Genomic DNA, 26,995 nt, shown 5'->3' on the forward strand with positions numbered 1-26,995 from the left:
TCTCTTCTTTTTATCTTTAAATGTAGTACGTATAGTCCTCTGGAAGAACACGTTTTAAGAATTTCTTTGTACGCTCCTCTTTCGGATTAACAAATATATCATGAGGACTCCCTTCCTCTACAACGACACCGCCGTCCATAAAAATCACTCGGTTTGCAACGTCTTTTGCAAAGCCCATTTCATGTGTGACCACAAGCATCGTTGTTCCCTCTGCCGCAATATTCTTCATAACCTGAAGGACCTCTCCTACTAACTCTGGATCTAGTGCAGAAGTCGGTTCATCAAATAAAATAATATCAGGATTTAACGCTACTGCTCGTGCAATACCAACTCGCTGTTGCTGACCTCCAGACAATTGACTTGGATAAGCATCATATTTTTCTGATAAGCCTACTTTATCAAGTGCCTTTTTGCCAATTTCAATCGCTTCTGTCTTCGGAATTTTACGCCCTATAATAAGCCCTTCTGTAACATTTTCTAGCGCTGTTTTATTCGTGAAAAGATTATAGTTTTGAAATACAAAAGCTACACGTTGACGAATGGAATGAACGTCCTTCTTCTTCACATTTTGAAAATCTACTTGAATATCGCCAAATGTGGCATGTCCTTGGTCCGCTTTCTCTAAAAAGTTAATGCAACGTAATAATGTTGTTTTTCCTGAGCCACTGGGACCTAAAATTACAACAACATCACCTTTATCAATGGCTAAATCGACACCCTTTAAAATTTCATTGTCACCAAATGATTTATGGATATTTTTAATTTCTAACATGCTCGTTCACCCCTTAGGCTTTTGCCACTTTGAATTTACTTAAATGTTTTTCATATCGTTTAAAAATGTATTCAACCGTACTACATAAAATTAAGTACACAATGAATATATCAATATATGCTTCTACGTAATTGTAGCCAATATTTGCAGCTACCTTAGCCTTTAATGTAATTTCAGGTAAGGACATTGCATAGCCTAAAGATGTCGCTTTAATGAGATTGACTGTAGCCGTACAAATATTTGGCATAGCTACCACTAAAGCCTGTGGAATAATAATACGGCGATAGGCTTGAAATGTTGTTAAGCCTACTGCCTGAGCAGCCTCTAGCTGACCTTTGTCAATCGTACTTAAAGCAGAACGAAATACCTCTATTAAAATTGCCGTTGTACTAAATGCGAAGACGATAAATGCATACCAAATCGGATTGATTTTATAAATATCATAAGCAATATTATATTTTTCAAAAATCATTTTAAGTAGTAATGGGATACTGCTATAAATAATAAAGATTTGAATGATTATAGGTGTACCTCGGACAAAGGAGACATAAATTTTTGCTATATGATGGATCACTGGGATTTTATTGACCCGTGTAAGTGCTAGTAGAAAGCCAAGTGGTAGAGCAACAAGCATAGCAACAATTGTCACAAGGAGTGCGATAGGTACACCTGATAATGCAACAAAAAATGTTTCAACTAAAAATTGATAATTCATGGTTACGCCTCCTTACGTTGTTTCTAGCGTCTTTTTCCCCTTACCAAAGAGCTTTTCTAACATAGCGAAGAATTTTTCTATAATAATCGACAGTACCCAATAAACAATCGCTAAAGCAATATATATTTCTAATGCATGTGCATTAATATTACTTGCGATAATTAAATTTGCCTTTCCTACAATATCAATTAAGCCGATTGTATAAGCAAGGGCCCCTTCTTGTAATAACGCAATCATTCCATTCCCAAAGTTCGGTAAAGCAATAACAAGTGCCTGTGGGAAAATAATACGTCGATATGCCTGAAATGGCGTTAATCCCACACTAACAGCCGCTTCAAATTGCCCTTTATCAATCGCTAAATAAGCAGAACGAATAACTTCTGACATAATCGCCGCAAACTGTAAAGTAAACGTTACGACTACGAAAATGGCTGTTTCGATCGAATGGAGATTTATGCCGAAGTTTTCCGCTAACGCCGGAACACCATAGTATACGAGGAATAATAAAACGATAGATGGTGTACAACGCATAATCGTTGTATATAAGTTCGCTAATTTTCGCAGCAATTTTATTGAACTTAACTTGGCAGCCGCTAGTAGTAAGCCCAATATTGTGCCTAGTACAATGGAAGATCCTGCGACTAAGAAGGTAACTTTTAAAAACGGCAATAATACAGGAATTGAGTTCCAAATGTATGATGCATCAAAATACTTCTCCATTTCCTCACCAACTTTTATATAATCTATTTCAGCAGGTACAGGTGTTTGGACACCTGCTGAAAGAAGTTAATAAAGACTGCTGAGTATACTGACTCAACAGCCTTTTATCTGGTAATAGCTGCTAACACTTTCTCTTCTAAAGAGGCGTCTTCTTGGATAGCTACCGCCTATTAGCGCTTCACAGAATCTAACACTTCAAATAAATCTCGACCGTAAAACTTAGTGCTTAATTCATTTGTTTTCTTTTGCTCTTTAATTTTTGCTATAGCTTTATCGTAAGCATCTGCAAATTCTTGTTCCTTTTTATTGAACAACGGCCATGTTTTAATAACGGCAAATTCGTTGTACACTACGTCATCCTTTAAATTATGATATGGGCCATCTTCTGCTAAAACTTGTTGTTTAAATGGACCTTCAATCATCACACCACCATCGACACGTTTTTCATTTACCCATTGCACAACATCGACAGTGAACGCATCACCAGCCTGTAATTTCACTTTATTGTCTGGGTTTGCTTTATTATATTCATCAATAATTGTGTATTGGGCATTATTCGCAGCAATTGGCGCTAATGAATAACCTTTTTTCGCAAAGTCGGCTAAAGTTTTTATCCCTTCATCTTCTTTACGTAATACTAACCCCGCACTACTTAAGCCTAAAAATTCTTTAGGGAAAATAAACTTCTCTGTACGTTCTTTCGTAAAGAAGGCATTTTTTACTCCTACTTGATATTTCCCTTGTTCAACGCCAATTAGTAAATCATCACTAGTCGTACCTATAAATTCAAACTTATATTCAGGTAACATCTCATCCACTAGCTTCATGACTTCCACATCGTAGCCTGTTGGATTTCCGTTATCATCTAAATAACTAATTGGCTTTGACGCCTGATCAAATGCAACTTTCACTGTACGTACTTTCACGCCATCTTCTGAGTCTTTATCTGAAGCTTTATCTGAAGCTTCACCTGAATTACAGCCTGCTAAAATAGCGAATGAAGCCAACCCGATTGCTGCTAGTTGAAAAATCTTTTTCTTTTGTTTAAACATATATCATTTCCCCTTATTCTCCATGGTTTTGTAATTGATTTTCATTCGATTTTTGCTGCTCAATTGCGGCATTTGCTAATTTAATAATTGTCATATCATCCATCGGCGGATTATGAAGTCCTGCACGAACATTTCGATAATAGCGTTGCAATGGATTTGTTAATTGTAGGCTTTTCGCACCTACTACACGCATTGCCTTATCGACGATTTCAATCGCCAAATTTGTTACTGTATGCTTAGCAACTGCCATTTCATTTACTAAAAGCTCACGTCTAGCTGGGTCATCATAAGCCTCGGCAACTCCATACAGTACAAAGCGTGCTTGATGTAGCTTCAATTCAATATCGCCTAGAAGCTGCTGCACATTTGGTAATGTACTAATTGGAGCATTTAAGCTATTAGGTTGATGATGATTTGCAAAATGCAGTGCATAATCACGAGCTGCTTGTGCAATACCTAAGTATGTTGCTGGGATATGTAGAATCCAACCATTTATCTTTCCGCCGCTTGGATGACTTGGTAATTCCACTAAATAATTTGAAGGGACAATTACATTCTTTAAAACTAGATCATGGCTACTTGTGCCTCGCATTGCTGACATTTCCCAGTTTTCTTCAATTGAAAGTCCTTGAGCATCTTTATGAATAAGAAAGAAACCAATTTGATTTTTTTCCTCAATCCACGCTGATGTTAAAAAGTAATCTAACACTGGCGAAGCTGTCGTAAAGATTTTATGTCCGTTTAAGAGCCACCCCTCTTCTATTGAAACTGCGTTTGTTCCTGGTCGCCCTCCACGTGTTGGACTCCCAGTTGCCGCTTCACTCACGGCCCTATTTATTATTGCGCCATTGATTATTTCCTGGGCAAATGAACTAAGTAAATCATCTGCCCATAGTTTTTCCTCATATAGTTCACCTACAACACCTAATGTCCATCCTAGTGAAAGTGAAGCATTCTCGTCATAGCTTGCTAACGTTTCTTGAACGAGCACCATATCATAGACTGATAAACCTTCACCGCCATATTCTTTCGGTAAAGTTAGTTTGGGATAACCAATTTGCAGAAGTAATTTATGTGCTTCGAATGGAAAACGAGATTGTTCATCTACTTCTTTAGCCTCAGCCTTGATTGACTCCGAAATAGATTCTAGCTGATCTAACCAATACTGTTGTTGCTTTGTTTTAATAAATAAATTCTTCAAGAAAATCTCCTTCTTCCCAAAATGTATAAAACGTATATATTTACTAAGGATTAATGTTGTAAAAAAATCTCTAACTACGTTTTAGTAGCGAGATTATAATTGGTACTGAATTTTCTGATTCGTTGACATTTATGATACTTTTCGCATTTAAAAATGTCAATGGGTTAATCACAAGTTTTTTTATAAGTTTTATATCCATTACTGACACGTCTTCTTTTTTCACCAAGCCATAATTACAACATATGCTAAAACTAAAGAAAGAGGTGCATGTATGACTAATAATATGAATCCGTCTTTAAATAATATTGCTATTTCGCCTATGACCCCTCAGGTTATTCAGACGAAATTTGGAGATATTAATGGAGATGGCTTACTCGAAACTGTTCTTTTGATGGGGACTAAAACTTCAGATAGCCCTTTGTGGAAAAACCTAACGCTTGCTATTTTTTACGGACAATCGCACCAATTCGAAAAAATAACGCTAAAACAAAGCGTCGGCTATAACCCAACCATATTTTTAGGTGACTTTACTGGCAATCATCTAGAAGATATTTTAGCTATTTCTGATACTGGAGGTAGTGGAGGCATTATCAACGGTGAAATATTCGCCTCAATCAACGGCAAAATAAGCTCAATTTTTGATGCAGAATCTTTTAATAATAAGCTAAAGTACACCGTTAATTATCAAAATCAATACAAAGTAGCCGTTCGTAGCATGAATCCAAAAAAGCAATATATCATCGATTTACAATACAAAGGTCCCGAATATTTAGCGGAAATTTATAATCAAGATGGTACACTGAAGCAGCCTATTGAAGGCTGGGTAGATCCAATCAGCGGATTGTATCCAGTGGACTATGAACGCGATGGAATATATGAGATTTTAGCTTATCAGTCGATTGCAGGCAGATATCATGCCGATGGATTAGGCTATGTAGAAAATATTTTGAAATGGAATGGCCATGAATTTATAGTTGACCGTCAAACTGTAGGGATTTTTGGAGAAGATTTAAAATAAGTTGCTATCCACTTATATAGGGTAAAAAGCAAGAATCTGCCCGATTTCCGCACAGAACATCGAAATCGGACAGATTCCCCTTTAAAACGCTTATAAGACAACCACTGTTACTGTAAGGTTTATTTTTCTACCAATGCAAAATAATTATTTTCGTGATCAGCAAAATTAAAAACCCTACCCATTGGCATCATTACTAAATCTCCTACTTTAACGCCCTTTGCTTGAAAATCTTGATATAGGTTCTCTATATGATCGGCATAAAACATGATAGAAGGTGTACCTAAATTTAATTCAGGCTGCATTTTTGCAATGATTTCTTTATTGTGTAGAACAAAGGTAGTTTGAGCTTCTTTAGTTGGAGCAATTTCAATCCAACGTACGCCCCCCTCTTCTTGGTCAGCAACTACAACAAATCCAATTTTTTCTGTCCAAAACTTCACGGCAGTATCCTGATCATTTACGTATAACATTACTTGTCCAATTTGTCGAATCATGAAACAATTCCCTCCTCTTTTGAACATTAGTATACATCAAAAGGTAGCTTTGTATGTCATCTAATGGTTATCGTTTTTAGGAGAATTTCAACGTATTTAGTTCCTGATATCTACAATTAATGAATAGTTATTACAAAATACTTAACTTTTATTTTATTTTTGATAAAATGAGCCTAGTCGTCTATTATTTGCCTTGTCCGGAAAAGTATAGACTCGTCACCGTAACGTGGGGTTAATTTCTGTTCCGACCGAGCATGTTCTTTGGATCGTCCGCTGAGCATCTTCTACCAAACAGAAATAAATGGCATGCGTTTTAACAAGTGTCATCTTTAATTTTGGGTGATAAGACAAAGTATAAAATACTAATATTATAGTGAGGATAATTCAAGTGAAACAACTAAGTTTAAGAAAAAAGCTCATTTTTTCATTTTTAGCAATGCTTCTCATCCCAACACTGTTAATTGGAATTGTTTCTTACCAAAGTGCTGGAAAGCAAATTTCGGAAGAACAACAAGCAAGCGCAACTGAGAGTGTGCGCATGCTTAATACGAATATTACCAACACGATTGAGCCCAAAGTGGAGGACGTTCAATATTTCACAAAAAAGCTCAATCAATCTTATTTACAAGAAGGTAAAATTACAGAACTTAAATCCCTTTTCCACGAGTACATGAACATGCATCCAGAGGTGGAATTGATTTATATCGGAACCTCTGATGGTAGGCTTCTGGATGAACCTGCTCAAAAATACCCTAGTGGGTTTGACCCACGCACAAGACCTTGGTATAAGCAAGCTTTAGATAACGAAAACAAAGTGTCTATTACGGCTCCATACATTACAGAGACTACTGGTGATATCGTTCTTACGATTACTCAGGCCTTACCAGATGGCTCTGGGGTAATAGGGTTAGATTTAAATATATCTACACTAAGTACTATCACGAATGATATACGCATTGGAGAAACTGGCTTTGCTTCACTTTTAGATAGCAATAAAGTTTATATTGCCCAACCAGATAAAGAAAGTGGTGCTGAAGCAACAGAAAGCTATATTACTAAAATCTATGAACAAGATAGTGGTACTGTTATAGAAAAAGATCGACAGCTACAATTTGTTACAAATAAGCTAACAGGCTGGAAAGTTGTTGGTACAATGTTCACAGCCGAGGCTGCAAATGCTGCTGCTTCAACCTTTAATTTGAACTTAATAATCATTGCTATTTCTATTATTTTTGGCATTATTTTTATGTTATTCATGATAAAATCGATCGTTAATCCGATTAATCGACTTAAACAAAGCGCTATAAAAATTAGCGAAGGTGATTTAACAGCGTTTATTGACATTCATTCTAAAGACGAGATTGGACAACTCGGGGAAGCCTTTATCGCAATGAAGGTTAACTTAAAAAAACTTATTCGTGACGTTGATCAAAGCTCTCAACATGTACAGACTTCAGCGCATGGATTATCTGCGAATGCCGAACAAAATATAGCTGCTTCAGAGCAAGTTACTGAAGCTATGCAACAGGTTGCTATCAGCACAGAAAAACAAACAATAGGTATTGACCAAAATGCTATTTCTATTGAGGAAATTGCAAAAGGAGTCGTTGAGGTAGCCGATAGCTCTATGCAAGTTTCAGATCTATCTAGCCATGCTATAAAATTGGCCAATGAAGGTGGACAAGCGGTAGAACAAACTGTTAATCAAATGATCTCCATTCATGAATCTGTGACACAATCAGATACTATGATTAAATCACTCTATGATCGAACAAAAGAAATTGGTTCTATTTTAGAAATTATTAGCGCTATTTCGGATCAAACAAATCTGCTTGCCCTTAATGCTGCTATTGAGGCCGCGCGAGCTGGAGAGCATGGGAAAGGCTTTGCAGTAGTCGCCGATGAAGTGCGGAAATTAGCAGAACAATCCCATCAATCAGCAGAGCAAATTTCTGCACTAATTACTGGTATTCAGCAAGATACGGCTAAATCTGTTCAAACAATGATTAAGGCGTCTGCAGATGTCCAGGATGGTTTACAGCTAACAGAAGATACAAGTAAAAAGTTTGCAAGTATTATTAAGAGTCTGCACGATATTGCTCCGAAAATGGAGGATATATCTGCATCTGCTCAGGAGATGTCAGCGGTAGTCGAGGAAGTTTCTGCAACTGCTATCGAGCTAACAGATCATGCTAAATTAAATGCGGCTGCGTCAGAGGAAGTTGCCGCTTCAACTGAACAAACATTGTCCTCGATGCAGGAGATGGCTATAGCTGCAAAATCACTACTCGATATGGCCGATGAATTACAAAGCTATGTAAATCGTTTTAAATACTAAAAAGAAAGCACGATGAAAAAGGGTTTCCCCATTCATCGTGCTTTTTTGCATTGTTATTATTTATTATCCTCATGACTAAATTGCCACTCAATACCAAATTTATCAGTGAGTGAGCCATAGCATTTACTCCAAAATGTTTCTTGTAGCTCCATAGTAACTTTTCCACCATCTTTTAGAGCCTCAAAAGCTTTGTGCATCTTAGCCTCATCATCTGAGACAACAGCTAATGTTACATTGTTTCCGATTGTGAACGGTGAGCCTGGAAATGTATCTGAAAACATTACAGTACTACCAAAAATCGAAAGTCGCGTATGCATTACAAGGTCTTTAGCTTCTTCTGGTAATTGATAATTTGGATTCTGTGGTGAATCACCGAATGTCATAATTTCAGCCTTGTCTGTATCAAAAACTTTCTCATAAAACGATACTGCCTCTCGACAATCTCCATTAAAAATTAAGTATACCTCTACTGCCATTTCCAACACTCCTTTGTCATTTTTTGAAACAACTCTATTGTACATGGATAACGAATAATAATACAAATTTTAGATGAACCGGTTTTGTGCAGAGTTTTACGAAATATACATACGTTTTAATCGAACTTTTACTTTTCATCTATAATAGGCGTGTTTTTTGGAGAAATATATTTGTTTTTGAGCTATAAAGGGATTTTTTTGTCGCTATTTTGCTAATATATCCCTATTTAAAATTGACTGTAGCGGAGTAAGCGGCTCGACGCTCGCCCGTAGGAACGCGAGTAGCCCGTAGTGGAAATCAGAGCCTTCAAATTAATTAGGGTGGTTAAAATGGGTAATCAACACATCTGCATCTATAACAGAAAAGTGGTAATTTCCGTTCTCGCCTACTACTTTTTTATTTATTTGGATAAAAGCTTTGACATTTGCTCAAAAATAATGTAAATTACCAAATGACGAACGATTTAAATCAAAACTTAAAAAATATTCGTATTTTAGGAGTGTTTATAATGGATAACGTATTTGACTATGAAGATATTCAACTAATTCCCGCAAAATGTATTGTAGAAAGTCGCTCAGAATGTGATACTTCTGTTACTTTAGGCGGTCATACATTCAAACTTCCTGTTGTACCAGCAAACATGCAAACAATTATCGACGAAAGCCTTGCTGCGAAGCTTGCTGAAAACGGTTACTTTTATATCATGCACCGCTTTAATCCAGAGACACGTATCAACTTCATCAAAGATATGCAAGACCGTGGATTAATCGCATCAATTAGTGTTGGTGTGAAAAATGAGGAATATCCTTTTATTGAAGAATTAGCAGCTGCTAAATTAGTGCCTGAATTTATTACAATCGATATTGCACATGGTCATTCAAATGCTGTCATTCGTATGATTCAACATATCAAAAAACATCTACCAAATAGCTTTGTGATTGCTGGTAATGTGGGCACACCTGAAGCAGTACGTGAACTTGAAAACGCTGGTGCAGATGCAACAAAAGTTGGTATTGGACCAGGTAAAGTATGTATTACTAAAATCAAAACTGGTTTTGGTACAGGTGGTTGGCAGCTAGCCGCACTACGCTGGTGTTCAAAAGCTGCAACGAAGCCTATTATCGCTGATGGTGGTATTCGTACGCATGGTGATATTGCAAAATCTGTTCGCTTTGGTGCTTCAATGGTGATGATTGGATCATTATTTGCAGGTCATGAAGAGTCACCTGGCAATACAATCGAAATCGACGGTAAAACTGTGAAGGAATACTTTGGGTCTGCTTCTGAATTCCAAAAAGGCGAACGTAAAAATGTTGAAGGTAAAAAGATGTATGTTGAACATAAAGGCAGCATCAAAGATACTTTAATCGAAATGCAGCAAGACCTTCAATCATCTATTTCCTATGCAGGCGGTAATAAACTAGACGCCATTCGAAATGTAGATTATGTAATTGTGAAAAACTCTATTTTTAATGGAGATAAAGTATACTAAAAACTAAGATAACCCAAACAAGAATCGCATAAATTCTTGTTTGGGTTTTTCATTGGATTCCGTTTCTTTACTCTATAAGAGCTTTAGGATAAATACTAAGCGATTGTAACTCCTACTCAAGCCTTCGACCCCTTTCCCCATTCCAAATATATATAAAATTGGACATATTTCAAAATACTATTATTTATTTTCAGAATTTTCTATTTTATTGAAAAATTTTATATTATAATTAAATTAGGTGTTACATTTTGTAAATAAGAAAGAACGGAGGTTTTGCCTATGATGAAATCAGTCCGTAACAAACTCGTCACTCTAGCCATTATCGTTATTTTGATTCCTACGGCACTAGTTGGATTGGTTAATTACTTCGTGGCGAAAAATGAAATGGATGAGATAGGTCGACAAAGTCTTAAAAATGGTACATTAGGAATTATTGAATTAATTGCCCAATTAGATGAGGAGGTTCAACAAGGGAAGCTTACGTTAGAAGAAGCCCAGGAACGCGCCCGAACGCAGATAGTTGGCAAAAAACTTGAAGATAATAAAAGATCCATTGATAACCCTGTTAAATACGGTGAAAACTTCTACTTTTATGCGTTTAAAGATGACGGTACAGTGGAAACGCACCCATCTCTTGAAGGACAAAACATCTACGACTTACAAACAACTGACGGCCGTTATTTTGTACGAGAAATGATTGATGAAGCAAATGCAGGCAGTGGGTATGTCCGATACGATTGGGCATTACCGTCAAAACCTGATGTAACCGCTCCTAAAATTACTTATGTAGTTAAGGACAAGCATTGGGGATGGATTATAGCAGCCGGTACCTATGAAATGGATTTTAATGCAGGCACTAAAAAGGTCCTTTACTACTCACTTGCTATGACTGCTCTTGCAACAATCATCGGTGTCACACTATTTTGGTTCTTCTCAGGTAGGATGACTTCATACATACGCCGACTTATGGAGATGACATCAGATATTGCTAAAGGAAAATTAACTGGTGAAGACATTCCAATTACGACAAAAGATGAATTAGGGATACTCGCTAGTAATGTCAACAATATGAAGCATAGCTTAAACGAAATGGTTAATAATACGAAAGAAAGTGCAGCTCAAATGAGAGTTTCATCAGAAATGCTTAGCGCCATTACAGAAGAAACGACTGCTTCAGCAGATGAAATTCACCAAGCAATTACAGAAATATCCAAAGGGGCTGTTATTCAAGCTGAAGAAGCTGAAATGGCGAGTAGTATGGTTGAACAATTGTCCTCACTCATCTTAAATGCAACTGATAAATACGTAGATATTACTGAAAATTTGAATGCTATTCATAAATCCCAGGAAAACGGCAGAAAAAAAGTAGAATTATTACAACAAAACTCGAATGAATTTACAAATGTGATTGAAGAGCTGAGGGCAAATTTCTCAAGTTTAACCAGCCAAATAGAGGAAATTCATAATGTCGTCCAAACAATCACATCCATCTCTGAACAGACTAATCTTTTAGCTTTAAATGCAAGTATTGAGGCCGCACGGGCAGGCGAACATGGCAAAGGGTTTGCTGTAGTAGCAGAAGAAGTGCGTAATTTATCGGAAGATACAAATAAAGCTACAAACCACGTGAGGAACTTAATAAAACGTATCGAAATAGATACAGCTAATTCAGATTCAAAGATGATGAACACGCTCAAACTTTCGCAAGGACAGGCTATATCAATTAATGAAGTAAAACATGCATTTACTATATTAGCAAATTCTATACAAGGTATTACAGAGCATCTTGTTTCCCTCGATCAAACTATGAGTGAGATGTCTGAAAATCGTTTAATCGTTATTAATGCCATTAATGAAATAGCTAGCGTAGCAACACAATCAGCAGCAGCCACTGAACAAATAAATGCTTCGGTCGATGAACAAAAGTCGGCAGTCACATCTATTATGGACTCCTCTGTGGAGCTACACACAGAAGCAGAGCGCATGCATGATTTAGTCGATCGTTTTACGTGATATTATATTTTGCCAAAAGATAAATATCCCTTATAAGATAGGTTTTACAGCCAATCTAATAAGGGATATTACCATTATATGCTCACTTTCAGCAAAGAAAAATTGCTACCAATTAAGTGTAGCATTTTCCTTAAGATTATAGCTTGTTAATAACAGCGTGGATTGTTTCTTTTAATTCTGCATCATGATCAGAAAGGTCTACAAGGTTTGCTACACGCTCACGTAATACTGGACGTTCAATTATAAGCTTTTCATCAAGAACTTGTACTAGTAACTCGATAATAAGACGATCACGTACGTTTAATGCTTCCTCTAAACGCTCTGGTGTAATTTTTCCTGTTTTTGCTGCTTTAGCCATTTTAAAAACCCCTTTTGAATTTTATATTCATGCACATCTATTTTAGCATACAGCTAATTTATTTTGAAAACTTTCTTTCGCGAATATATAGGCTCATCACCATAACGTGTGGTTGATTTCCGTTCCGACTGGGCGCTTTTATCGCTGCCGCTTCGCTTTCGCGCAGAGCAGAGCTTCCTGGGGGGCGTCCGATGAGCCGCTTGGGCCAACAGATGCTTTTTGTGCGAAAGCGTAGTGTTAACGTAGCGGCAGCAAAGTGTTTTTGTCTGCGCGAAAGCGTAGTGCAACGTAGCGACAGCAACAGCACCGATATTGGTCACGAAGGCGTTATCACAGGACGTGGTGGTTTTAGCCTTCGTTCCTCTATTGCTGATCCCCAAGGAGTCGCCCAGCCTTCACTCCAATCAACCAATATACATAACATACGTTTTAACAAAAATCATCCACAGCTTTTGGTGATAATCCAACATATACCAAATCTTTACAAATAAAACCTAATATATTTACGATAAAATGTTATAGTCAAATTATAAAACGATGATGCTCAACTAAATAATTATGTGTTCTCTATTTAGCTTTCACATTTAAGAGTACAAGATTGGAGGAATTCGATGAACCAAAAGAACTCGACTTATTTACAATTAATAAAGGTTATACCGAAATCTTTACAATTCTTTCTAAATGTTTGCCTTGTACTTTTAGCGCTCATTTTATCCTTCCTACTTTGCAAAGAACTTATCCAATTCCTTAAAATTTTAATATTCAACAATGATGGCGGAGACTATAAGCTTTTCCTGGCAAATATTCTTATTTTCTTCTTGTATTTTGAATTTATCACTATGATTATTAAATATTTTAAAGAAAATTATCATTTTCCACTAAGGTACTTTATATATATAGGAATTACGGCCATGATACGATTAATTATCGTAGAGCATGATCATCCCGTAAACACCTTAATTTATTCACTTATTATTTTAATATTAATAATAAGCTATTTTATTATTAATATTACGCCACTGGAACGGCCAGTACGATCATCGCTTATTATGAAAAAAGAACAATAGCTTGATACTGTAGAATTGCTTAATTTCTGGCCTCTCTACACTGAAAAGGAAACACATCCGCATTCATTTCTCCACCTTAGTGGTAGAAGTCTTCTGTAACTGACGTTTCACTTTCGTTACAAAAAACATCTGTAACTGACGTTTCACTTTCGTTACAAAAAACATCTGTAACTGACGTTTCACTTTCGTTACAAAAAACATCTGCTGAATGGAGACAAAAAGTGCTTTTAGATGCTCTTTTGTTTGCTGTAAACTACCCATCTTTCCTGGATAAGCGCCAACCTCAATATCAAAAGAATATATAAAATCTTCTTCCTTCAATTTCATATACAACCCCATCCTACACTAGATTTATTTTAAGGCACGCTCTTTTCATAATTTTTTTCACATTAATTTCAGCTCTTGATAATAACATATATTACCACATGCAAATAATACTGTATGTTGACAAGATTATTAAGGTTAGTTCCTTATTAGATGTCTACACAAGAATTACAAGGTGGAACATTAGTGCTTGTTGTTTTGAGTCAACAGCATACAACGTATAATAGCTACACCAACCTTATTCAGCGTCTCAAGCAAGTCGGATGTAACATGAACTATGTACACTATTCACATTGCTTCATCGATTGGGCATAAGGCAGTAATTACAAGTTACAAGGATACAACCAAAGGGAAAGCCCGGAAATATTAAATGTTATGGAATTAGGAGTGCATGAATTATTGAAGGGAGACGGAAAGAGTGAATCTGATTGATGCATATATTCATGAAGTAACTAAAAGGATAAGTAAAGATAAACGTAATGATACCAGTCTAAAACTAAAATCTACTATTGAAGATATGTTACCTGGAGATTATTCAGAATCAGATATAAAGGGAGTGCTTAAAAAGCTAGGCAATCCTGTAGAAATTGCAGCAAGCTATCAGGACACACCACGATTTTTAATCGGTCCAAAAGTGTTTGAAACTTATATTAGGACAATAAAATTAGTTGTCCCTTGGGCGGTTTTTATTACTGTTATTTTTCAGGTGATAGAAAGTATTGTTCTTTATAACGGGGAAGGTGCACTTCTGACTGCTATTATTAAAACTATTTCTTCAACTATCGCTAATATTATTTCAGTAATTATATATGTACTGTTCTGGATTACAGTTGCTTTCATTGTTATTGAACGATCTGGAGGAAATAATATTCGAATACCCTTTATAACAGACCGTCCGGCATGGACACCTGATGATTTAGTAAAAGTTAAAATAATTCCTAAAGAAAAAACTATTTCACTTAATGATAATATTTTTAGTCTCTTAGGTATTGCTATTTTCGCCTTTGTCTATTTCAATGCTAATCACCTTTTAGGAATCTATACGTCTCACAATAAAGGCGGCTTAAAATTTGTTATGCCTATATTCAATCAGGAAGTCTTACTCTCCTTCGCTCCAATCATTTTATTTTGTATAGCTTTAAGTGTAGCTTTAACATTATGGAAATTGAAGACTGGTCAATGGACAATGTTAATTGCCGTAGCTAATGCGCTCCTTCAATGTACAGGAACTATAGTTTTTATCCTCATGGCTATTCACCATGATTTCATACACAGTCCCGCTGTACCTTATATCGCTGCGATTACAGAAACAACCTCTGCTAAGATTTTGTCTGCTATAGACCGAATATTATTCGTAAGCATTGCTATAGCCATCATAGCAAATGCATTTGATATTTATAATGGCTTTAAAAAGGCTAGAGTTTGAAAAGAAATATAAGTTCTGAGGGCTGACTCTTTCTTGTTGGCTCTTTACTCATCATATAAATTCACTACCTACTAAAAACTTTTTCCTATACCTGAAAACGTTTAAGTTGCTCCCTCAAAATACCGTTATTCTCTAATGTTTTGTATAATAATAATCTGCACTAATTCAAACAGAATAAGGGGAAATAATTATGACCATTCTTCTTGTAGATGATAATCAAGTCAATCTATTTGTAATTGAAAAAGTATTAAAAAATGCAGGTTATGATAACTGTGTTTCTCTAACATCTGCCTATGAACTTTTTGATTATATACAGTTAGATGCGCCAAATCCCACAGGAAATTCAGTGGATTTAATTTTATTAGATATTATGATGCCTGAAGTAGACGGTATTGAAGCTTGCAAACGTATTAAGCAAAATGAACGATTAAAAGATATTCAAATTATCTTTGTCACAGCTCTAGAAGATAAAAATACGCTTGCAGAAGCACTTGATATCGGTGGAGTAGATTATATTACAAAGCCAATTAATAAAACGGAGCTCCTTGCTAGAATTCGAGTTGCTTTACGATTGAAAGCTGAATTAGATTGGCATACTCAGCAAGAAAAGAAAATACAATACGAATTAGATCTGGCAACACACGTACAAAGAAGCCTTTTGAGCGCTCCTTTAAATGAGGCTAATATTCAAATAGAAGTATCTTATCTTCCTTCTTCTAATTTAGCAGGAGATATGTATTATTGGCATAAAATAGACGATCACCGATACGCCATCATTTTGCTTGATATGATGGGACACGGGATCCCTGCAGCACTTGTTTGTATGTTTATCTCCTCTGTCCTAAGAGAGGCTGTTAAACAATTAGAAGACCCTGAATTAGTTATAAAAGAGTTAAACCGTTATATGACACTTTTGCACAACGGAAAAGAGGACAATCTTTTTTATTTCACGGCTATTTATTTAGTGATAGATACCGAACAAAAAACAATTGAATATGTGAACGCTGGTCATCCTTCTGGCTATGCTCTGATCGATAAAAAGACGCTCGTACCATTAAAACGAGGAAGCTGTGCAGTTGGCTTTTTCGATGAGATCGACGTACAAAAGCAATTTATTCAATACAATGAAGATGTGCAAATCATTTTATATACGGATGGTGTGCTAGAAGCAATGGGACCATGTGAAATGGAGTCCGAGAAGCATTTACAAACGCTACTATCTACGAAATGGGATTATTCTCAACGTTTGATCGACAATTTACTGCCTAAGGAGAAACAAGAGAATCAACCAGATGATATGTGTGTATTAATGATTCAAGCGCATGTGTAAACTACATAAAATAGGGCTGAAACCAAGTCTCTACTGTGAAGAAACTTAGGCTTCAGCCCACTTTTATCTTACTTTATCTTCTGATATATTTTTTCATTACCTATGATTTCCTTATATTTTGAAATGCTATCCTCAAATCGTATTGTCTCCTTATCTCCTAAGCATAAAAATCCATTATCACCTAGACTTTCGGAAAACAAATGATGGACCTGATTTTGTAACTCAGATGAAAAATAAATTAAAACATTTCGGCATACAATGACATGAAATTCATTAAACGATTGATCTGTTACTAAATTATGCTGTGCAAATATAATGTTTTTTAACAGTGACGGATGGAAATAAGCATATTGATAATCTGTTTTATAGTATTCTGAAAAAGCATGAATGCCACCTGCCTGCATATAGTTTTTAGTATATGCCTGCATTTTGTTAGTAGGGAATATTCCTTTTTTTGCCTTATCTAATACTTGTTGGTTCATATCTGTTGCGTAAATAACTGCTTTATCCATTAACCCTTCTTCCTGTAGCAAAATAGCCATAGAGAATACTTCCTCACCCGTAGCACATCCTGCATGCCATATCCGAATTTCAGGGTAATCTCTTAAATACGGTACAACCTCTTGGCGAAAAGCATTAAAAAAACTAGGGTTGCGGAACATTTCAGTAACATTTATAGAAAAATCATTCAATAGTTGCTCTAAAAATCCGTTTTCGTGTATTACTTTTTCAAGTACACGAGAAATCGTTGGGATATTATTGATCCTCATCCTATTATTAATTCTTCGTGATATAGAAGAACGATTATATTGTCGAAAATCAAATCCTGACAAACGATAAATAGCCTCAAGTAATAAATCAATTTCTAAATCTGTATGCAATTTTTGCTGCAAAGGAAATTGTTCCATCTTATTAACTCCCTTTAGAAACTAGCCATACTCTTAAAACGGATATTAATTGATCTAAATTTAATGGCTTACTAATATAATCTGAAGCACCAGCCTCTAATGATTTATCTCGATCATTTTTCATGGCCTTCGCTGTTAAAGCAATAATCGGTAAATCCGTAATCTTCAGTTGTTTGCGTATAATCGACATCGTTTCATAGCCATCCAAATTTGGCATCATAATATCCATCAGAATAAGGTCAATCTCACCATTAGCTTGCATAACATCTAAACACTCTATTCCATCTTTGGCCACTAAGATATTCATGCCTCGTTTTTCGAGTGCATTTTTTAATGCATAGATATTACGATAATCATCATCTACAATTAAAATATTTTTCCCTTGAAAAACTTCTACCTCATGTTGAGAGAATTCTTGAATTTCCGATAGCTGCTCTCCCTCTTCTAACTCATGTACTTCATTAGTAGCCCCTACCTCATTAATAGCAAATTCAAGGTATTTTTGCTCCTCGATTCCATTGGGTAAGCTTGGGATTGTCAGTGTAAATGTACTACCTTGCCCCTCGTCACTTTGTAAAGAAATCCAGCCACCAAGTAATCTTGCAAGCTCTTTACAAATGGACAAACCAAGACCTGTTCCACCGTATTTACGCACTGTTGCCCCATCAGCCTGTTGGAATGATTCAAAAATTAGCTGATGCTTATCCTTCGGAATCCCTATACCTGTATCTATAACTATGATTTCTAACCAGTCGGCACTAAGATCCTGCATATTATTTGTTAACTGTTCTTGGCCAAGCTGTTTAATTTCAAGATTAACTGAGCCTTGTTCTGTAAATTTAAAGGCATTTGATAATAAATTTTTCAATATTTGCTTGAATCTTTTTTCGTCCGTATAGAAAACATCTGTTACATTTTTTTCTTTCGAAATATGGAATTGGAGATTTTTTTTCGTTGCTACAGGCGCAAAGGTTTGTTCGATTTGTACAGGAACCTCACTCATATTCATTTCATCAAAACTAATATCTAACTTGCCTGCCTCAACTTTTGATAAATCTAAAATATCGTTTATTAACGCAAGTAAATCTTCACCTGAAGAATAGATAACCTTTGCAAATTCAGCTTCCTCATCTGATAAATTGCTTTGGCTATTTTCAGCTAACATTTCAGATAAAATTAATATGCTATTCAGTGGCGTTCGCAATTCATGTGACATATTGGCTAAAAACTCAGATTTATAATTTGAATTTATTAACAGCTGCTCCGCACTTTCCTCTAATTCTTTTTTAGCTTGTTCTAATTCTCTCGACTTTAACTCTGCCTCTTTTGTTCTTTCCTCCAATTGTTCATTAATCATTGTCAGTTCCTCTGTTTGCATCTGCAATTCTTCGGATTGTGCCTGAAATGCTTCAGATTGCACCTGTAATTCCTCTGTCATAGCTCTTGATTCATTTAATAAACGGACAATTTCCATACGCCCTAGGACACTATTGATCGTTAATCCAAAAGTTTCGATAACTTGCTTCACTAATCGCTGCTGTTGCTCATTAAAGCCAGTCATTGTAGCTAATTCAACGACAGCTATGACGTCATTCTCAAATATAATAGGGACGATAAAAATACTTTTTGGTGGTACTTCCCCTAAGCTAGTACCTATTAAACGGAAATCTTCTGGAATATCGTTATAAATTAAAATCTTTTTTTCTAAAGCACATTGTCCGATTAAACCTTGCCCCAGTTTAAAGCTCTCAATTCCAACATCATCCCTTGCATCTGCAAAAGCAGCTTTTTTTACAAACTGTATATGATTATCAGTAGTTTCTCGAACATAAAATGCACCAAGAGAAGACTGCGTTTTTTGCGCTATTTCTGAAAGGAAAGTTTCAGCTAATTTGGTGATGGCGGAAATGCCTTGATATTTTGTGACAATTTCCGCGATATTCAACTGCAGCCATTCTCTTCTCTCGAGTATATCCAACAACTCATTAGTGGCAGCTGCAAGGTCATTGATCTCATCATTCGTTCTAACATGAATCCTTCCTTTTTGACTGCTCTTGGAAGCAGTGATTTCTTGAATCGTTTGCGTAACCTGTGTTAACGTTTTTACGATTGAACGAGAAATACCATTTGCAATGATAATCGCAACAACTGAAATAAATACAAGTATGCCGAGCAGTGTAAGTGTTACAAAATTATTCCTTTTGTCCAAGTCATTTACTTTGGTTTGCATACTTGCAATTACCTCTGAACGGAGTGATTCAAACTGAGCTCGTACTGTTTCCATGTCTTTACGTCCTACATCTACTTTGTAGAGTTCCCATATCGCTTCTGCCTTGTTTTCTTTTTTAAATTCAATGGATGGTTCTCCTGATGTTGTAATCCAATGCTCTATTGTTGCCTTTATCTCGTTTAACTTCTGTTGCTGTGTTGGTTTATTTTCAAAAAGCTGATAAAGTTCATTAAAATCGGATCTCCACTTTTCACCAGCTTCGTAATAGGTCTCTAAATAGATTGGTTCACCCGTAATAACAAAGCCCCTCTGGCTCGATTCCATATCTAAAATGTATTTTTCAATGCAATTGGTTACAGCATGTATATGTGAATTATTCTTGATAATATAATTTCTTTCTTTTTGTAGAGAGATAATTTGATTATTTAAGATGATCACTGATGCAAGCAAACAAAGTATGATAACAATATAGCCTAACGTAATTTTCGTTCGTATACCTATCTTTAATTTATTGAACATTTGTTTTCCTACCTTTATATGTCATAAACTCTATAACTAGTATCATTGTACATCAAGAAGTAACAAAGTTTCTTTCTATTAAGTTAAGACAATAATCTCTTGCCGAGAAATACTTTTACATTGCAAGAGCTCATAACCGTAACGTGTAGTTGAATACGTTTTAACAAATATCATCCCAACTTCCGATGAAGAGCCATTAAAAGTTAATAACCTCCATATTTTTTTCATATACATTTTATATTGGCCAATTTTGCCGAGGAATAATTGATATTAAGGAGAGAACAATTGTGGACATTTACGTAAGACCAGGGGATTCTCTTTGGCATTTTAGTGAAGTGTTTAAAATACCTCTTCAACTAATTATAGATTCAAATCGAAACATTAAATCTCAATTTTTAAGAGTTGGACAACGTATTCGAATTCCGGGATTCATCACAGTCAATTATCAAATAAAACAAGGAGATACTTTTTGGCAAATAGCTCAAAGCAGAAATCTCCCATTAGTAGCCATCTTGCTTGTCAACTCTGGTCTTAATCCGAATCAATTACACATTGGACAGACAATTCGCATTCCCCAACGAATCACGTGGAGGCTCGTCAATGGTAAACAAAATTATACTTACACTATTATGATGAATGATATCAAAAAACTACTCGATGCTTATCCATTTCTACAAAGCTCTACAATTGGACATTCTGTTTTACAGCATGAAATCCCAGAGCTTCTAATCGGGAACGGAACTAAGCGTGTCCATTATAACGGCTCCTTTCATGCAAATGAATGGATTACAACTCCGATTATTTTAACTTTCTTAAACGACTACCTACTCTCTCTCACCAATCAAAGTACAATTCGTGGTTTATCTCTACTCCCACTATACCAGCAAACAATCCTTTCTATAGTTCCGATGGTCAATCCCGATGGTGTCGATTTAGTATTACAAGGACCACCTAATGATGAAGCATTAAGGAATCAGCTAATTACTTGGAATAACGGTAGTACCGATTTCTCTGGTTGGAAGGCAAATATACATGGTGTTGATTTGAACGACCAGTTTCCTGCAAAATGGGAGCTCGAAAGCGCACGAAATCTGAAATCACCTGGGCCAAGAGATTTTGGAGGACAACGACCTTTGTCCGAGCCAGAGGCCATTACTATGGCTGATTTAACAAAGAAGCGTGATTTTGCCAGAGTACTTGCGTTTCATACACAAGGTAGAGTAATTTATTGGGGTTTTGAAAATCTCGAACCACCTGAGTCAGAAATCCTTGTTAATGAGTTTAGCCGAGTCAGTGGCTACGAGCCTATCAATTCAGCAGGCAGTTATGCAGGCTATAAAGATTGGTTTATTCAGGATTGGCGTAGACCTGGCTTCACTGTTGAATTAGGTAGTGGTACAAATCCTCTTCCGCTCAGCCAATTCGACGATATTTATGAAGAGACATTAGGTATATTCCTTGCTGCATTGTATATGTAATAAAAAGAGCCGAGATAACAGTTTATGAAATCGGATTAACCATCACAATTCAAAGCTAAATAAATATCCCAATCCCCTTTTACTTCTAAAGTGAATGGGGATTTTTTACCCTCTGAATGATTGCTTCTTGATAGTTCATCACCAGAAGTCGAGGATGACTTTTATTAAAACCTCTACTATGTCAATAAGTTGATTGGAGGCTGGGCGACTTCTTGGGGATTAGCAAATAGAGGAACGAAGGCTAAAATCATCACGTCCTGTGATAACGCCTTCGCGACCAACATCCTGCTGTTGCTGTCGCTACGTTGCACTACGCTTTCGCACAGACAAAAACACTTTGCTGACGCTTCGTTAGCACTACGCTTTCGCGCAAAAAACATCTGTTGGCCCAAGCGGCTCATCGGACGCCCCCAGGAAGCTCTGCTCTGCGCGAAAGCGAAGCGGCAGCGATAAAAGTGCCCAGCCGGAACGGAATTCAACCACACGTTTTGATGATGATCCTTCTTAGCAGAAATATGGACGTATTTGGAAAAATTACTTTGACAGGCAGAGTAATATTTGCTAATATTACTCTGACAGATAGAGCAATAAAAAAATAAGTAGGTGACTTATGGTTCGAAGTGACATCATCCGCGGACACTTGGACTCCATTATTTTAAGGTTAATTTTAGAGAAAGATCGTTATGGTTATGAAATTTCTCAGGAAATAAGTATCCGCACAAATAATCGTTTTCAAATTAAAGAAGCAACTTTATACGCAGTTTTTCAACGTCTTGAGAAAAAGGAAATTATTGAAGCCTATTTTGGTGATGTTTCACACGGAGGCAAAAGAAAGTATTACCGTATTACCCCATTAGGTAAAGCTTATTTAAATGAGCTAGTAAAAGAGTGGTCGGAAGTAAAAGAAATTATCGACTTATTTATGGAGGGCTTAGAATGAAAAAAATAAAAAATCATATTGATGAGCTTTTTAAAGACATTCCTCGTAATAAAGAAACTGAGATGGTTAAACAAGAAATCATTCAAAATCTTGAAGAAAAAGTATTTTATTTGATGGATCAAGGGAAAGAACAAGAGGATGCCATCAACAAAGCCATCGTGGAGTTTGGAGATATTGAGGATTTAAAAAAGGAATTAGGCGTGAAGGGGCCCAGAAAGAAAAACATGTCTAAATTAAATTTAGAATTCTCTATATGGGGTAGTGGCTTAATTATTGCATTTTTTATTTTTATTAATCTTTACTATACACCAGATACAATTTGGGCAATCTATCCGATCTTCGCAATATTATGGTGGCCATTATCTATGTACTTCGTTTGGTCACGTAAGAAATGGAGTGAATGAACATGAAAAACTTGATTAACTTTTCGATTGTAGGTTGTTTGATGACAATGATTTTTTTAGGGATCGTCAATTATACGACGTCACCTCAGGAGCTTTGGTTTATTTATCCGTGCTTACTTGTTTTGCTATGGCCGATAACGTTATTCTTTATGTCTAAAAGAATGTATAAACAATATTCTCTTGTTTGTAGCACACTGATTATTGCTTTTCTTATCATTGAGAATTATTTATACTCGCCCGATTATATATGGTTCATTTATGCGATTTATCCAATCATCTGGTGGCCAATTCTTATGTACTTAGAGGAAAAAGCAAAAACATTAAAAATTGCACTGATCGGCTGTGCAAGTACCATTATTTATTACTCCTTATTAAATATTATTTTATCCCATCCATACCCTTGGGCGATCTATCCATCTTTTTTAGTAATTTGGTGGCCCTTAGCTTTATACCACGCACAAAGAAAAACGTTTGTAGCATTCTCTGTTACCGCTACAGTTCTTATTAGCATCTTTTTTATTACAGTAAATATTGTCTCTTCACCAGGAGTAATATGGGCGTTTTATCCAATCTTTGTAGTTCTCTGGTGGCCCCTTAGCATGTATTTTTATGTTTATAAAAGAAAAATGTACAGATCAACAACTCTTCCTAAAAAAGTCTAAAAATTGCGATTATAATTCACATTCACAGAGGTGATTAGATGAAGCAGATAATGAAATTTATAAAATATACTGGAATAATTACTATCGTATTACTCGTAACAGCGCTTTTATTTCCTACATGGACTTCCCATATAAAAGGTAATAACAGTGTAAGTGCCTTAGAGCAAGTGAAGATAAATGGAAGTAATCATGAAGTTATGATACGTGGCAAAGATAAGGATAATCCCGTTATTATTTTTGTCCATGGAGGGCCTGGCTGTTCGGAAATACCGTATGCCAGTAAGTATCAAAACTTATTGGAAAACAATTTTACGGTCGTGAATTATGACCAAAGAGCAAGCGGAAAATCATATCATTTTTTTGAGGATTATTCTAATCTTTCATCAGACTTACTCGTAGATGACTTATTAGCCTTGACGGATTATATATCAGATCGTCTTGGCAAAGAAAAAGTAATATTAATTGGCCATTCTTATGGTACGTATATTGCAACTCAAGCTGCCTCTAAAGCTCCTGAAAAATATACAGCATATGTTGGAATTGGACAGATAAGTGATATAGTAGGAAGCGAAATTGACGGTTTGAACTACGTTATTCAGCAAGCAGAAAAAGCTGGCAATACAGATGATGTTCAATATTTACAAGAGTTAACTGAACAAATTAAAAATGGTGAGCTGATTACTCCACGGAATTATGTTGCAAAATATGGTGGATCTTCGAGACTTATTGATAACCCTGATGGGAATATCATAAATACTATGTTATTCAGTCGTGAGTATAACTTATTAGATGTGATTCGTTACAACTATGGGCTATCCTATTCTCAAAAAACTCTACTTGAGGAATTAACGAAAAACCAAAACCCATTACCTACTAAAGTAAAAAAACTTGAATTACCATTCTATTTTGTTATGGGTAAATATGATTATAACACTTCATCTAATGCAGCAAAAAAATACTTTGATATGATTGAAGCCGATAAAAAAGAATTTATTGCATTTGAACAATCAGCACATTATCCGCAATTTGAAGAGAAGGAAAAATTTTATGAATGGATGTGCGATACGTTTTTGAAATAAATGACTCTCCACTATAAAGGGAATTGATTTTCGTTCCGGCTGGGCGCTTTTATCGCTGCCGCTTCGCTTTCGCACAGAGCAAAGCTTCCTGGGGGCGTCCGATGAGCAGAAATAAATACAGTTGTGTTAATTTCATAATCTCATGTCCGGTACAACATTTTACATCATGTTAATTAACTTCCTATCTTTCTCGATGACAGCTTCAGTATTTTTACAATGTCAAGAAATCATTTCCCTTAAGAATATCTATAGTAGCCCCTATTATTTATTTACTATATAATTTAGTTATTAAATATTTTAACGGGCTGTGATATTATGTCAAAAAATGATCAATTGCACAATGTGGAAATCATTATGAGCGAGATGCTTGAAATACAGCATACATCGAAAATGTTTATAAATCTTTTATCTGAGGGAGAATCATTATCTCAAAACCAACTGATCCTCATACTTCAGCTAAAGATTAATGGTAGTATGAAAGCAACAGAAATTGCTGAGTTCTTTAGTGTGACACCTGGAGCCGTTACATCGATGTGCGATAAGCTGGAAAAATTAGAATTAGTAGAGCGAATTCGAGAGAAAGAAGATCGTCGTGTTGTAAAAATGATTTTAACTAATAACGGTGAAATGAAGGTTCAAGATTTATTTTTAAAATTCCCACAGGAAAAACTGATAGACATGGCAACAATATTGCGTGAGGTTAATCAGTTAATGAAAAAAATTTTTTAGGATTTCATAAAATTGAAGTCCTTTTTTTATTGCCCAGAAAATATGCTAGTACCCATTTGACGCATACTTAGGCAATTTCCACTTTATTAGTTCTTGACAAAATGGCGTTACATATACTTTAATAAATATATGTTTTAATAATTAAAATATATATCAATTAAAATATATGGGGTGATTATTTTGGTTCAAAAACTACGCACGATAACTCTTACAAATGGCAATATTAAAGACTTGGCAGCAGACTGTGAGCAATTAAATATTCGTGGATCAGTTACTTTACATCAAGAGGTACGCGTAAAAAAAATCTCTACTCATGGTCATAGTTCTTTTCATTTTCACGTTGAAGCGCAGATTTTAAATAGTACAGGATCCTGTCTTATAAAAGATTTTTGTGAAATTAATGAGATTAAAAATGCCGGGAGCTTAAATATACGTAATGGGCAAGTACAAAAATTGAGTAGTTCTGGGAAGATGACCATTGCGCAAAGTTTAGAGGCTGAAACTGTGGATGCAATCGGCATTGTAAAAGCAGAAGAAATACTAGCCAAACATTTTCATTTAAAATTGTCTGGTGAAAGTAGAATTAGGGAGCTTATTGCAGATGAAATATGTATAGAAAAGGATAAGATTTCTGTTCTTTCTTTATTAAAGAAAAAATTGATTTGTCATTGCATAAAAGGGAAAAATGTACGTCTTTCCTATACAAATGCGGAAGTTGTCGAAGGCGATGTTGTCATTGTAGGAAGTAATTGTAGAATAAAAACACTTTATTATACTGATAGTTATTCAATTGCTCCAAATGCTAAAGTGCAACAAACTGTAAGGAGGGAGAAGGAATGATATTCGCAAAAATCATTCAGTCTTTTTTTTACTCAATGGCACTCCTTGTGTTATCTGTACTCTATGTTGGTTTGGTCTTAAGCGCATTATTGTCAATACTAGCAGGTATTTTACGAACATTAGGTCTTGAGCAAATACAGATGGGCATTTGGTATGGCGTTGAGCTTCCAGTCATCTTCAGTATTCCCCTAGCCCTCCTTGTATCCTTACTCTTGTTCTTTTGCTCAATATATGTTAAACGCTCTATCTCGAAGCTTAGAGTGCACATCTTTTAGTTAATCAAAAGATGTGCCCCCCTCTCGAGGATTTCGTCGTGATTAGAAGTATCGTTATATTTTTAATCCTTGATTTAAGTCAATGCTACATCATGATCATCCCTTTAAAATAAAAGCAACTTTAAAAGGGAGGG

General features: G+C 35.7%; 27 protein-coding genes. 16 read left to right on the forward strand and 11 right to left on the reverse strand.

The window, feature by feature from the left end; all coding sequences use genetic code 11:
* Nucleotides 1-16: 16 nt before the first annotated feature.
* The 5 genes from ACQKNC_RS15375 to ACQKNC_RS15395 all read right to left on the reverse strand — a co-directional run bounded on the left by ACQKNC_RS15375 (nucleotide 17) and on the right by ACQKNC_RS15395 (nucleotide 4,460).
* On the reverse strand, nucleotides 17-772 hold the full coding sequence (locus ACQKNC_RS15375; protein WP_100543204.1) for an amino acid ABC transporter ATP-binding protein: 756 nt from the start codon (nucleotides 770-772) through the stop codon (nucleotides 17-19).
* A 13-nt stretch (nucleotides 773-785) separates the two neighbouring features.
* Nucleotides 786-1,487: an amino acid ABC transporter permease gene (locus ACQKNC_RS15380; RefSeq protein ID WP_427425669.1), complete on the reverse strand. Its 702-nt coding sequence runs from the start codon at nucleotides 1,485-1,487 to the stop codon at nucleotides 786-788.
* 12 nt (nucleotides 1,488-1,499) lie between these two features.
* Nucleotides 1,500-2,207: an amino acid ABC transporter permease gene (locus tag ACQKNC_RS15385; protein WP_427425670.1), complete on the reverse strand. Its 708-nt coding sequence runs from the start codon at nucleotides 2,205-2,207 to the stop codon at nucleotides 1,500-1,502.
* Nucleotides 2,208-2,377: 170 nt separating this feature from the next.
* Nucleotides 2,378-3,259, reverse strand: a complete 882-nt coding sequence (locus ACQKNC_RS15390) for a transporter substrate-binding domain-containing protein (protein ID WP_427425671.1) — start codon at nucleotides 3,257-3,259, stop codon at nucleotides 2,378-2,380.
* Nucleotides 3,260-3,272: 13 nt separating this feature from the next.
* Complete coding sequence (locus tag ACQKNC_RS15395) at nucleotides 3,273-4,460, reverse strand: acyl-CoA dehydrogenase family protein (protein WP_427425672.1); 1,188 nt, start codon at nucleotides 4,458-4,460, stop codon at nucleotides 3,273-3,275.
* Nucleotides 4,461-4,731: 271 nt separating this feature from the next.
* Between ACQKNC_RS15395 and ACQKNC_RS15400 the strand changes: the two genes are divergently transcribed.
* Complete coding sequence (locus ACQKNC_RS15400) at nucleotides 4,732-5,478, forward strand: hypothetical protein (RefSeq protein ID WP_427425673.1); 747 nt, start codon at nucleotides 4,732-4,734, stop codon at nucleotides 5,476-5,478.
* Nucleotides 5,479-5,597: 119 nt separating this feature from the next.
* On the opposite strand, the gene ACQKNC_RS15405 is transcribed toward ACQKNC_RS15400, so the two are convergent.
* Nucleotides 5,598-5,972: a VOC family protein gene (locus ACQKNC_RS15405; protein ID WP_427425674.1), complete on the reverse strand. Its 375-nt coding sequence runs from the start codon at nucleotides 5,970-5,972 to the stop codon at nucleotides 5,598-5,600.
* Nucleotides 5,973-6,360: 388 nt separating this feature from the next.
* On the opposite strand from ACQKNC_RS15405, the gene ACQKNC_RS15410 reads away from it, so the two are divergent.
* A complete protein-coding gene (locus ACQKNC_RS15410) occupies nucleotides 6,361-8,310 on the forward strand; it encodes a methyl-accepting chemotaxis protein (protein ID WP_427425675.1) in 1,950 nt (649 codons plus the stop codon).
* Between the two features lie 56 nt (nucleotides 8,311-8,366).
* On the opposite strand, the gene ACQKNC_RS15415 is transcribed toward ACQKNC_RS15410, so the two are convergent.
* Nucleotides 8,367-8,786, reverse strand: a complete 420-nt coding sequence (locus ACQKNC_RS15415; protein ID WP_427425676.1) for a VOC family protein — start codon at nucleotides 8,784-8,786, stop codon at nucleotides 8,367-8,369.
* Between the two features lie 509 nt (nucleotides 8,787-9,295).
* On the opposite strand from ACQKNC_RS15415, the gene guaC reads away from it, so the two are divergent.
* Together guaC and ACQKNC_RS15425 are read left to right on the forward strand one after the other, a co-directional pair.
* Nucleotides 9,296-10,279, forward strand: a complete 984-nt coding sequence (guaC, locus tag ACQKNC_RS15420) for a GMP reductase (protein ID WP_427425677.1) — start codon at nucleotides 9,296-9,298, stop codon at nucleotides 10,277-10,279.
* Nucleotides 10,280-10,558: 279 nt separating this feature from the next.
* Nucleotides 10,559-12,292 (forward strand): methyl-accepting chemotaxis protein, encoded by a 1,734-nt coding sequence (locus tag ACQKNC_RS15425; RefSeq protein ID WP_427425678.1) that lies wholly within the window; start codon nucleotides 10,559-10,561, stop codon nucleotides 12,290-12,292.
* Between the two features lie 136 nt (nucleotides 12,293-12,428).
* Here the strand turns inward: ACQKNC_RS15425 and ACQKNC_RS15430 are convergent, their stop codons facing one another.
* On the reverse strand, nucleotides 12,429-12,650 hold the full coding sequence (locus ACQKNC_RS15430; RefSeq protein ID WP_427425679.1) for a phosphate-starvation-inducible protein PsiE: 222 nt from the start codon (nucleotides 12,648-12,650) through the stop codon (nucleotides 12,429-12,431).
* Nucleotides 12,651-12,841: 191 nt separating this feature from the next.
* Between ACQKNC_RS15430 and ACQKNC_RS15435 the strand changes: the two genes are divergently transcribed.
* Both ACQKNC_RS15435 and psiE read left to right on the forward strand, forming a co-directional pair.
* Entirely contained in the window at nucleotides 12,842-13,141 is a 300-nt protein-coding gene (locus ACQKNC_RS15435) for a hypothetical protein (RefSeq protein WP_427425680.1), read from the forward strand.
* A 120-nt stretch (nucleotides 13,142-13,261) separates the two neighbouring features.
* Nucleotides 13,262-13,717: a phosphate-starvation-inducible protein PsiE gene (gene psiE / locus ACQKNC_RS15440; RefSeq protein WP_427425681.1), complete on the forward strand. Its 456-nt coding sequence runs from the start codon at nucleotides 13,262-13,264 to the stop codon at nucleotides 13,715-13,717.
* A 63-nt stretch (nucleotides 13,718-13,780) separates the two neighbouring features.
* Here psiE and ACQKNC_RS15445 read toward each other — a convergent pair whose 3' ends face one another.
* The gene (locus ACQKNC_RS15445; protein ID WP_427425682.1) at nucleotides 13,781-14,044 is read right to left on the reverse strand and encodes a hypothetical protein; all 264 of its coding nucleotides are present in this window, start codon (nucleotides 14,042-14,044) and stop codon (nucleotides 13,781-13,783) included.
* Nucleotides 14,045-14,459: 415 nt separating this feature from the next.
* On the opposite strand from ACQKNC_RS15445, the gene ACQKNC_RS15450 reads away from it, so the two are divergent.
* Both ACQKNC_RS15450 and ACQKNC_RS15455 read left to right on the forward strand, forming a co-directional pair.
* On the forward strand, nucleotides 14,460-15,467 hold the full coding sequence (locus tag ACQKNC_RS15450) for an HAAS signaling domain-containing protein (RefSeq protein WP_427425683.1): 1,008 nt from the start codon (nucleotides 14,460-14,462) through the stop codon (nucleotides 15,465-15,467).
* A gap of 190 nt (nucleotides 15,468-15,657) precedes the next feature.
* Nucleotides 15,658-16,797 carry a SpoIIE family protein phosphatase gene (locus ACQKNC_RS15455; protein ID WP_427425684.1) on the forward strand — a complete coding sequence of 380 codons (1,140 nt, stop codon included), beginning with the start codon at nucleotides 15,658-15,660 and terminating at the stop codon, nucleotides 16,795-16,797.
* A gap of 68 nt (nucleotides 16,798-16,865) precedes the next feature.
* Here ACQKNC_RS15455 and ACQKNC_RS15460 read toward each other — a convergent pair whose 3' ends face one another.
* Together ACQKNC_RS15460 and ACQKNC_RS15465 are read right to left on the reverse strand one after the other, a co-directional pair.
* Nucleotides 16,866-17,705: a CheR family methyltransferase gene (locus ACQKNC_RS15460; protein ID WP_427425685.1), complete on the reverse strand. Its 840-nt coding sequence runs from the start codon at nucleotides 17,703-17,705 to the stop codon at nucleotides 16,866-16,868.
* Nucleotides 17,706-17,709: 4 nt separating this feature from the next.
* Nucleotides 17,710-20,454 (reverse strand): ATP-binding protein, encoded by a 2,745-nt coding sequence (locus ACQKNC_RS15465; RefSeq protein WP_427425686.1) that lies wholly within the window; start codon nucleotides 20,452-20,454, stop codon nucleotides 17,710-17,712.
* A 287-nt stretch (nucleotides 20,455-20,741) separates the two neighbouring features.
* Between ACQKNC_RS15465 and ACQKNC_RS15470 the strand changes: the two genes are divergently transcribed.
* The 8 genes from ACQKNC_RS15470 to ACQKNC_RS15505 all read left to right on the forward strand — a co-directional run bounded on the left by ACQKNC_RS15470 (nucleotide 20,742) and on the right by ACQKNC_RS15505 (nucleotide 26,861).
* Nucleotides 20,742-21,932, forward strand: a complete 1,191-nt coding sequence (locus ACQKNC_RS15470) for a M14 family metallopeptidase (protein WP_427425687.1) — start codon at nucleotides 20,742-20,744, stop codon at nucleotides 21,930-21,932.
* A gap of 610 nt (nucleotides 21,933-22,542) precedes the next feature.
* Nucleotides 22,543-22,872 (forward strand): PadR family transcriptional regulator, encoded by a 330-nt coding sequence (locus ACQKNC_RS15475; protein WP_049662700.1) that lies wholly within the window; start codon nucleotides 22,543-22,545, stop codon nucleotides 22,870-22,872.
* The gene (locus ACQKNC_RS15480) at nucleotides 22,869-23,276 is read left to right on the forward strand and encodes a permease prefix domain 1-containing protein (RefSeq protein WP_427425688.1); all 408 of its coding nucleotides are present in this window, start codon (nucleotides 22,869-22,871) and stop codon (nucleotides 23,274-23,276) included. The genes ACQKNC_RS15475 and ACQKNC_RS15480 overlap by 4 nt, the downstream gene beginning before the upstream one ends.
* 2 nt (nucleotides 23,277-23,278) lie before the next feature.
* On the forward strand, nucleotides 23,279-23,938 hold the full coding sequence (locus ACQKNC_RS15485; RefSeq protein WP_134022197.1) for a hypothetical protein: 660 nt from the start codon (nucleotides 23,279-23,281) through the stop codon (nucleotides 23,936-23,938).
* A gap of 38 nt (nucleotides 23,939-23,976) precedes the next feature.
* Nucleotides 23,977-25,017 carry an alpha/beta fold hydrolase gene (locus ACQKNC_RS15490; RefSeq protein ID WP_427425689.1) on the forward strand — a complete coding sequence of 347 codons (1,041 nt, stop codon included), beginning with the start codon at nucleotides 23,977-23,979 and terminating at the stop codon, nucleotides 25,015-25,017.
* Nucleotides 25,018-25,332: 315 nt separating this feature from the next.
* Entirely contained in the window at nucleotides 25,333-25,746 is a 414-nt protein-coding gene (locus ACQKNC_RS15495) for a MarR family winged helix-turn-helix transcriptional regulator (protein WP_427425690.1), read from the forward strand.
* Nucleotides 25,747-25,917: 171 nt separating this feature from the next.
* Nucleotides 25,918-26,586, forward strand: coding sequence for a hypothetical protein (locus tag ACQKNC_RS15500; protein ID WP_427425691.1), 669 nt, complete (start codon nucleotides 25,918-25,920; stop codon nucleotides 26,584-26,586).
* The gene (locus ACQKNC_RS15505) at nucleotides 26,583-26,861 is read left to right on the forward strand and encodes a hypothetical protein (RefSeq protein WP_427425692.1); all 279 of its coding nucleotides are present in this window, start codon (nucleotides 26,583-26,585) and stop codon (nucleotides 26,859-26,861) included. Before ACQKNC_RS15500 ends, ACQKNC_RS15505 begins: the two co-directional genes overlap by 4 nt.
* Nucleotides 26,862-26,995 lie beyond the last annotated feature (134 nt).

Source organism: Lysinibacillus sp. NPDC094177, from assembly GCF_050279145.1.
Lineage (GTDB): Bacteria > Bacillota > Bacilli > Bacillales_A > Planococcaceae > Lysinibacillus.

What these genes read in the sequence shown, in the direction of transcription:
- ACQKNC_RS15375 (WP_100543204.1), bottom strand. Translation starts at nt 772, where the DNA reads ATGTTAGAAATTAAAAATATCCATAAATCATTTGGTGACAATGAAATT.
- ACQKNC_RS15380 (WP_427425669.1), bottom strand. Translation starts at nt 1,487, where the DNA reads ATGAATTATCAATTTTTAGTTGAAACATTTTTTGTTGCATTATCAGGT.
- ACQKNC_RS15385 (WP_427425670.1), bottom strand. Translation starts at nt 2,207, where the DNA reads ATGGAGAAGTATTTTGATGCATCATACATTTGGAACTCAATTCCTGTA.
- ACQKNC_RS15390 (WP_427425671.1), bottom strand. Translation starts at nt 3,259, where the DNA reads ATGTTTAAACAAAAGAAAAAGATTTTTCAACTAGCAGCAATCGGGTTG.
- ACQKNC_RS15400 (WP_427425673.1), top strand. Translation starts at nt 4,732, where the DNA reads ATGACTAATAATATGAATCCGTCTTTAAATAATATTGCTATTTCGCCT.
- ACQKNC_RS15405 (WP_427425674.1), bottom strand. Translation starts at nt 5,972, where the DNA reads ATGATTCGACAAATTGGACAAGTAATGTTATACGTAAATGATCAGGAT.
- ACQKNC_RS15415 (WP_427425676.1), bottom strand. Translation starts at nt 8,786, where the DNA reads ATGGCAGTAGAGGTATACTTAATTTTTAATGGAGATTGTCGAGAGGCA.
- guaC (WP_427425677.1), top strand. Translation starts at nt 9,296, where the DNA reads ATGGATAACGTATTTGACTATGAAGATATTCAACTAATTCCCGCAAAA.
- ACQKNC_RS15425 (WP_427425678.1), top strand. Translation starts at nt 10,559, where the DNA reads ATGATGAAATCAGTCCGTAACAAACTCGTCACTCTAGCCATTATCGTT.
- ACQKNC_RS15430 (WP_427425679.1), bottom strand. Translation starts at nt 12,650, where the DNA reads ATGGCTAAAGCAGCAAAAACAGGAAAAATTACACCAGAGCGTTTAGAG.
- ACQKNC_RS15435 (WP_427425680.1), top strand. Translation starts at nt 12,842, where the DNA reads ATGAGCCGCTTGGGCCAACAGATGCTTTTTGTGCGAAAGCGTAGTGTT.
- psiE (WP_427425681.1), top strand. Translation starts at nt 13,262, where the DNA reads ATGAACCAAAAGAACTCGACTTATTTACAATTAATAAAGGTTATACCG.
- ACQKNC_RS15445 (WP_427425682.1), bottom strand. Translation starts at nt 14,044, where the DNA reads ATGAAATTGAAGGAAGAAGATTTTATATATTCTTTTGATATTGAGGTT.
- ACQKNC_RS15455 (WP_427425684.1), top strand. Translation starts at nt 15,658, where the DNA reads ATGACCATTCTTCTTGTAGATGATAATCAAGTCAATCTATTTGTAATT.
- ACQKNC_RS15460 (WP_427425685.1), bottom strand. Translation starts at nt 17,705, where the DNA reads ATGGAACAATTTCCTTTGCAGCAAAAATTGCATACAGATTTAGAAATT.
- ACQKNC_RS15465 (WP_427425686.1), bottom strand. Translation starts at nt 20,454, where the DNA reads ATGTTCAATAAATTAAAGATAGGTATACGAACGAAAATTACGTTAGGC.
- ACQKNC_RS15475 (WP_049662700.1), top strand. Translation starts at nt 22,543, where the DNA reads ATGGTTCGAAGTGACATCATCCGCGGACACTTGGACTCCATTATTTTA.
- ACQKNC_RS15480 (WP_427425688.1), top strand. Translation starts at nt 22,869, where the DNA reads ATGAAAAAAATAAAAAATCATATTGATGAGCTTTTTAAAGACATTCCT.
- ACQKNC_RS15485 (WP_134022197.1), top strand. Translation starts at nt 23,279, where the DNA reads ATGAAAAACTTGATTAACTTTTCGATTGTAGGTTGTTTGATGACAATG.
- ACQKNC_RS15490 (WP_427425689.1), top strand. Translation starts at nt 23,977, where the DNA reads ATGAAGCAGATAATGAAATTTATAAAATATACTGGAATAATTACTATC.
- ACQKNC_RS15495 (WP_427425690.1), top strand. Translation starts at nt 25,333, where the DNA reads ATGTCAAAAAATGATCAATTGCACAATGTGGAAATCATTATGAGCGAG.
- ACQKNC_RS15505 (WP_427425692.1), top strand. Translation starts at nt 26,583, where the DNA reads ATGATATTCGCAAAAATCATTCAGTCTTTTTTTTACTCAATGGCACTC.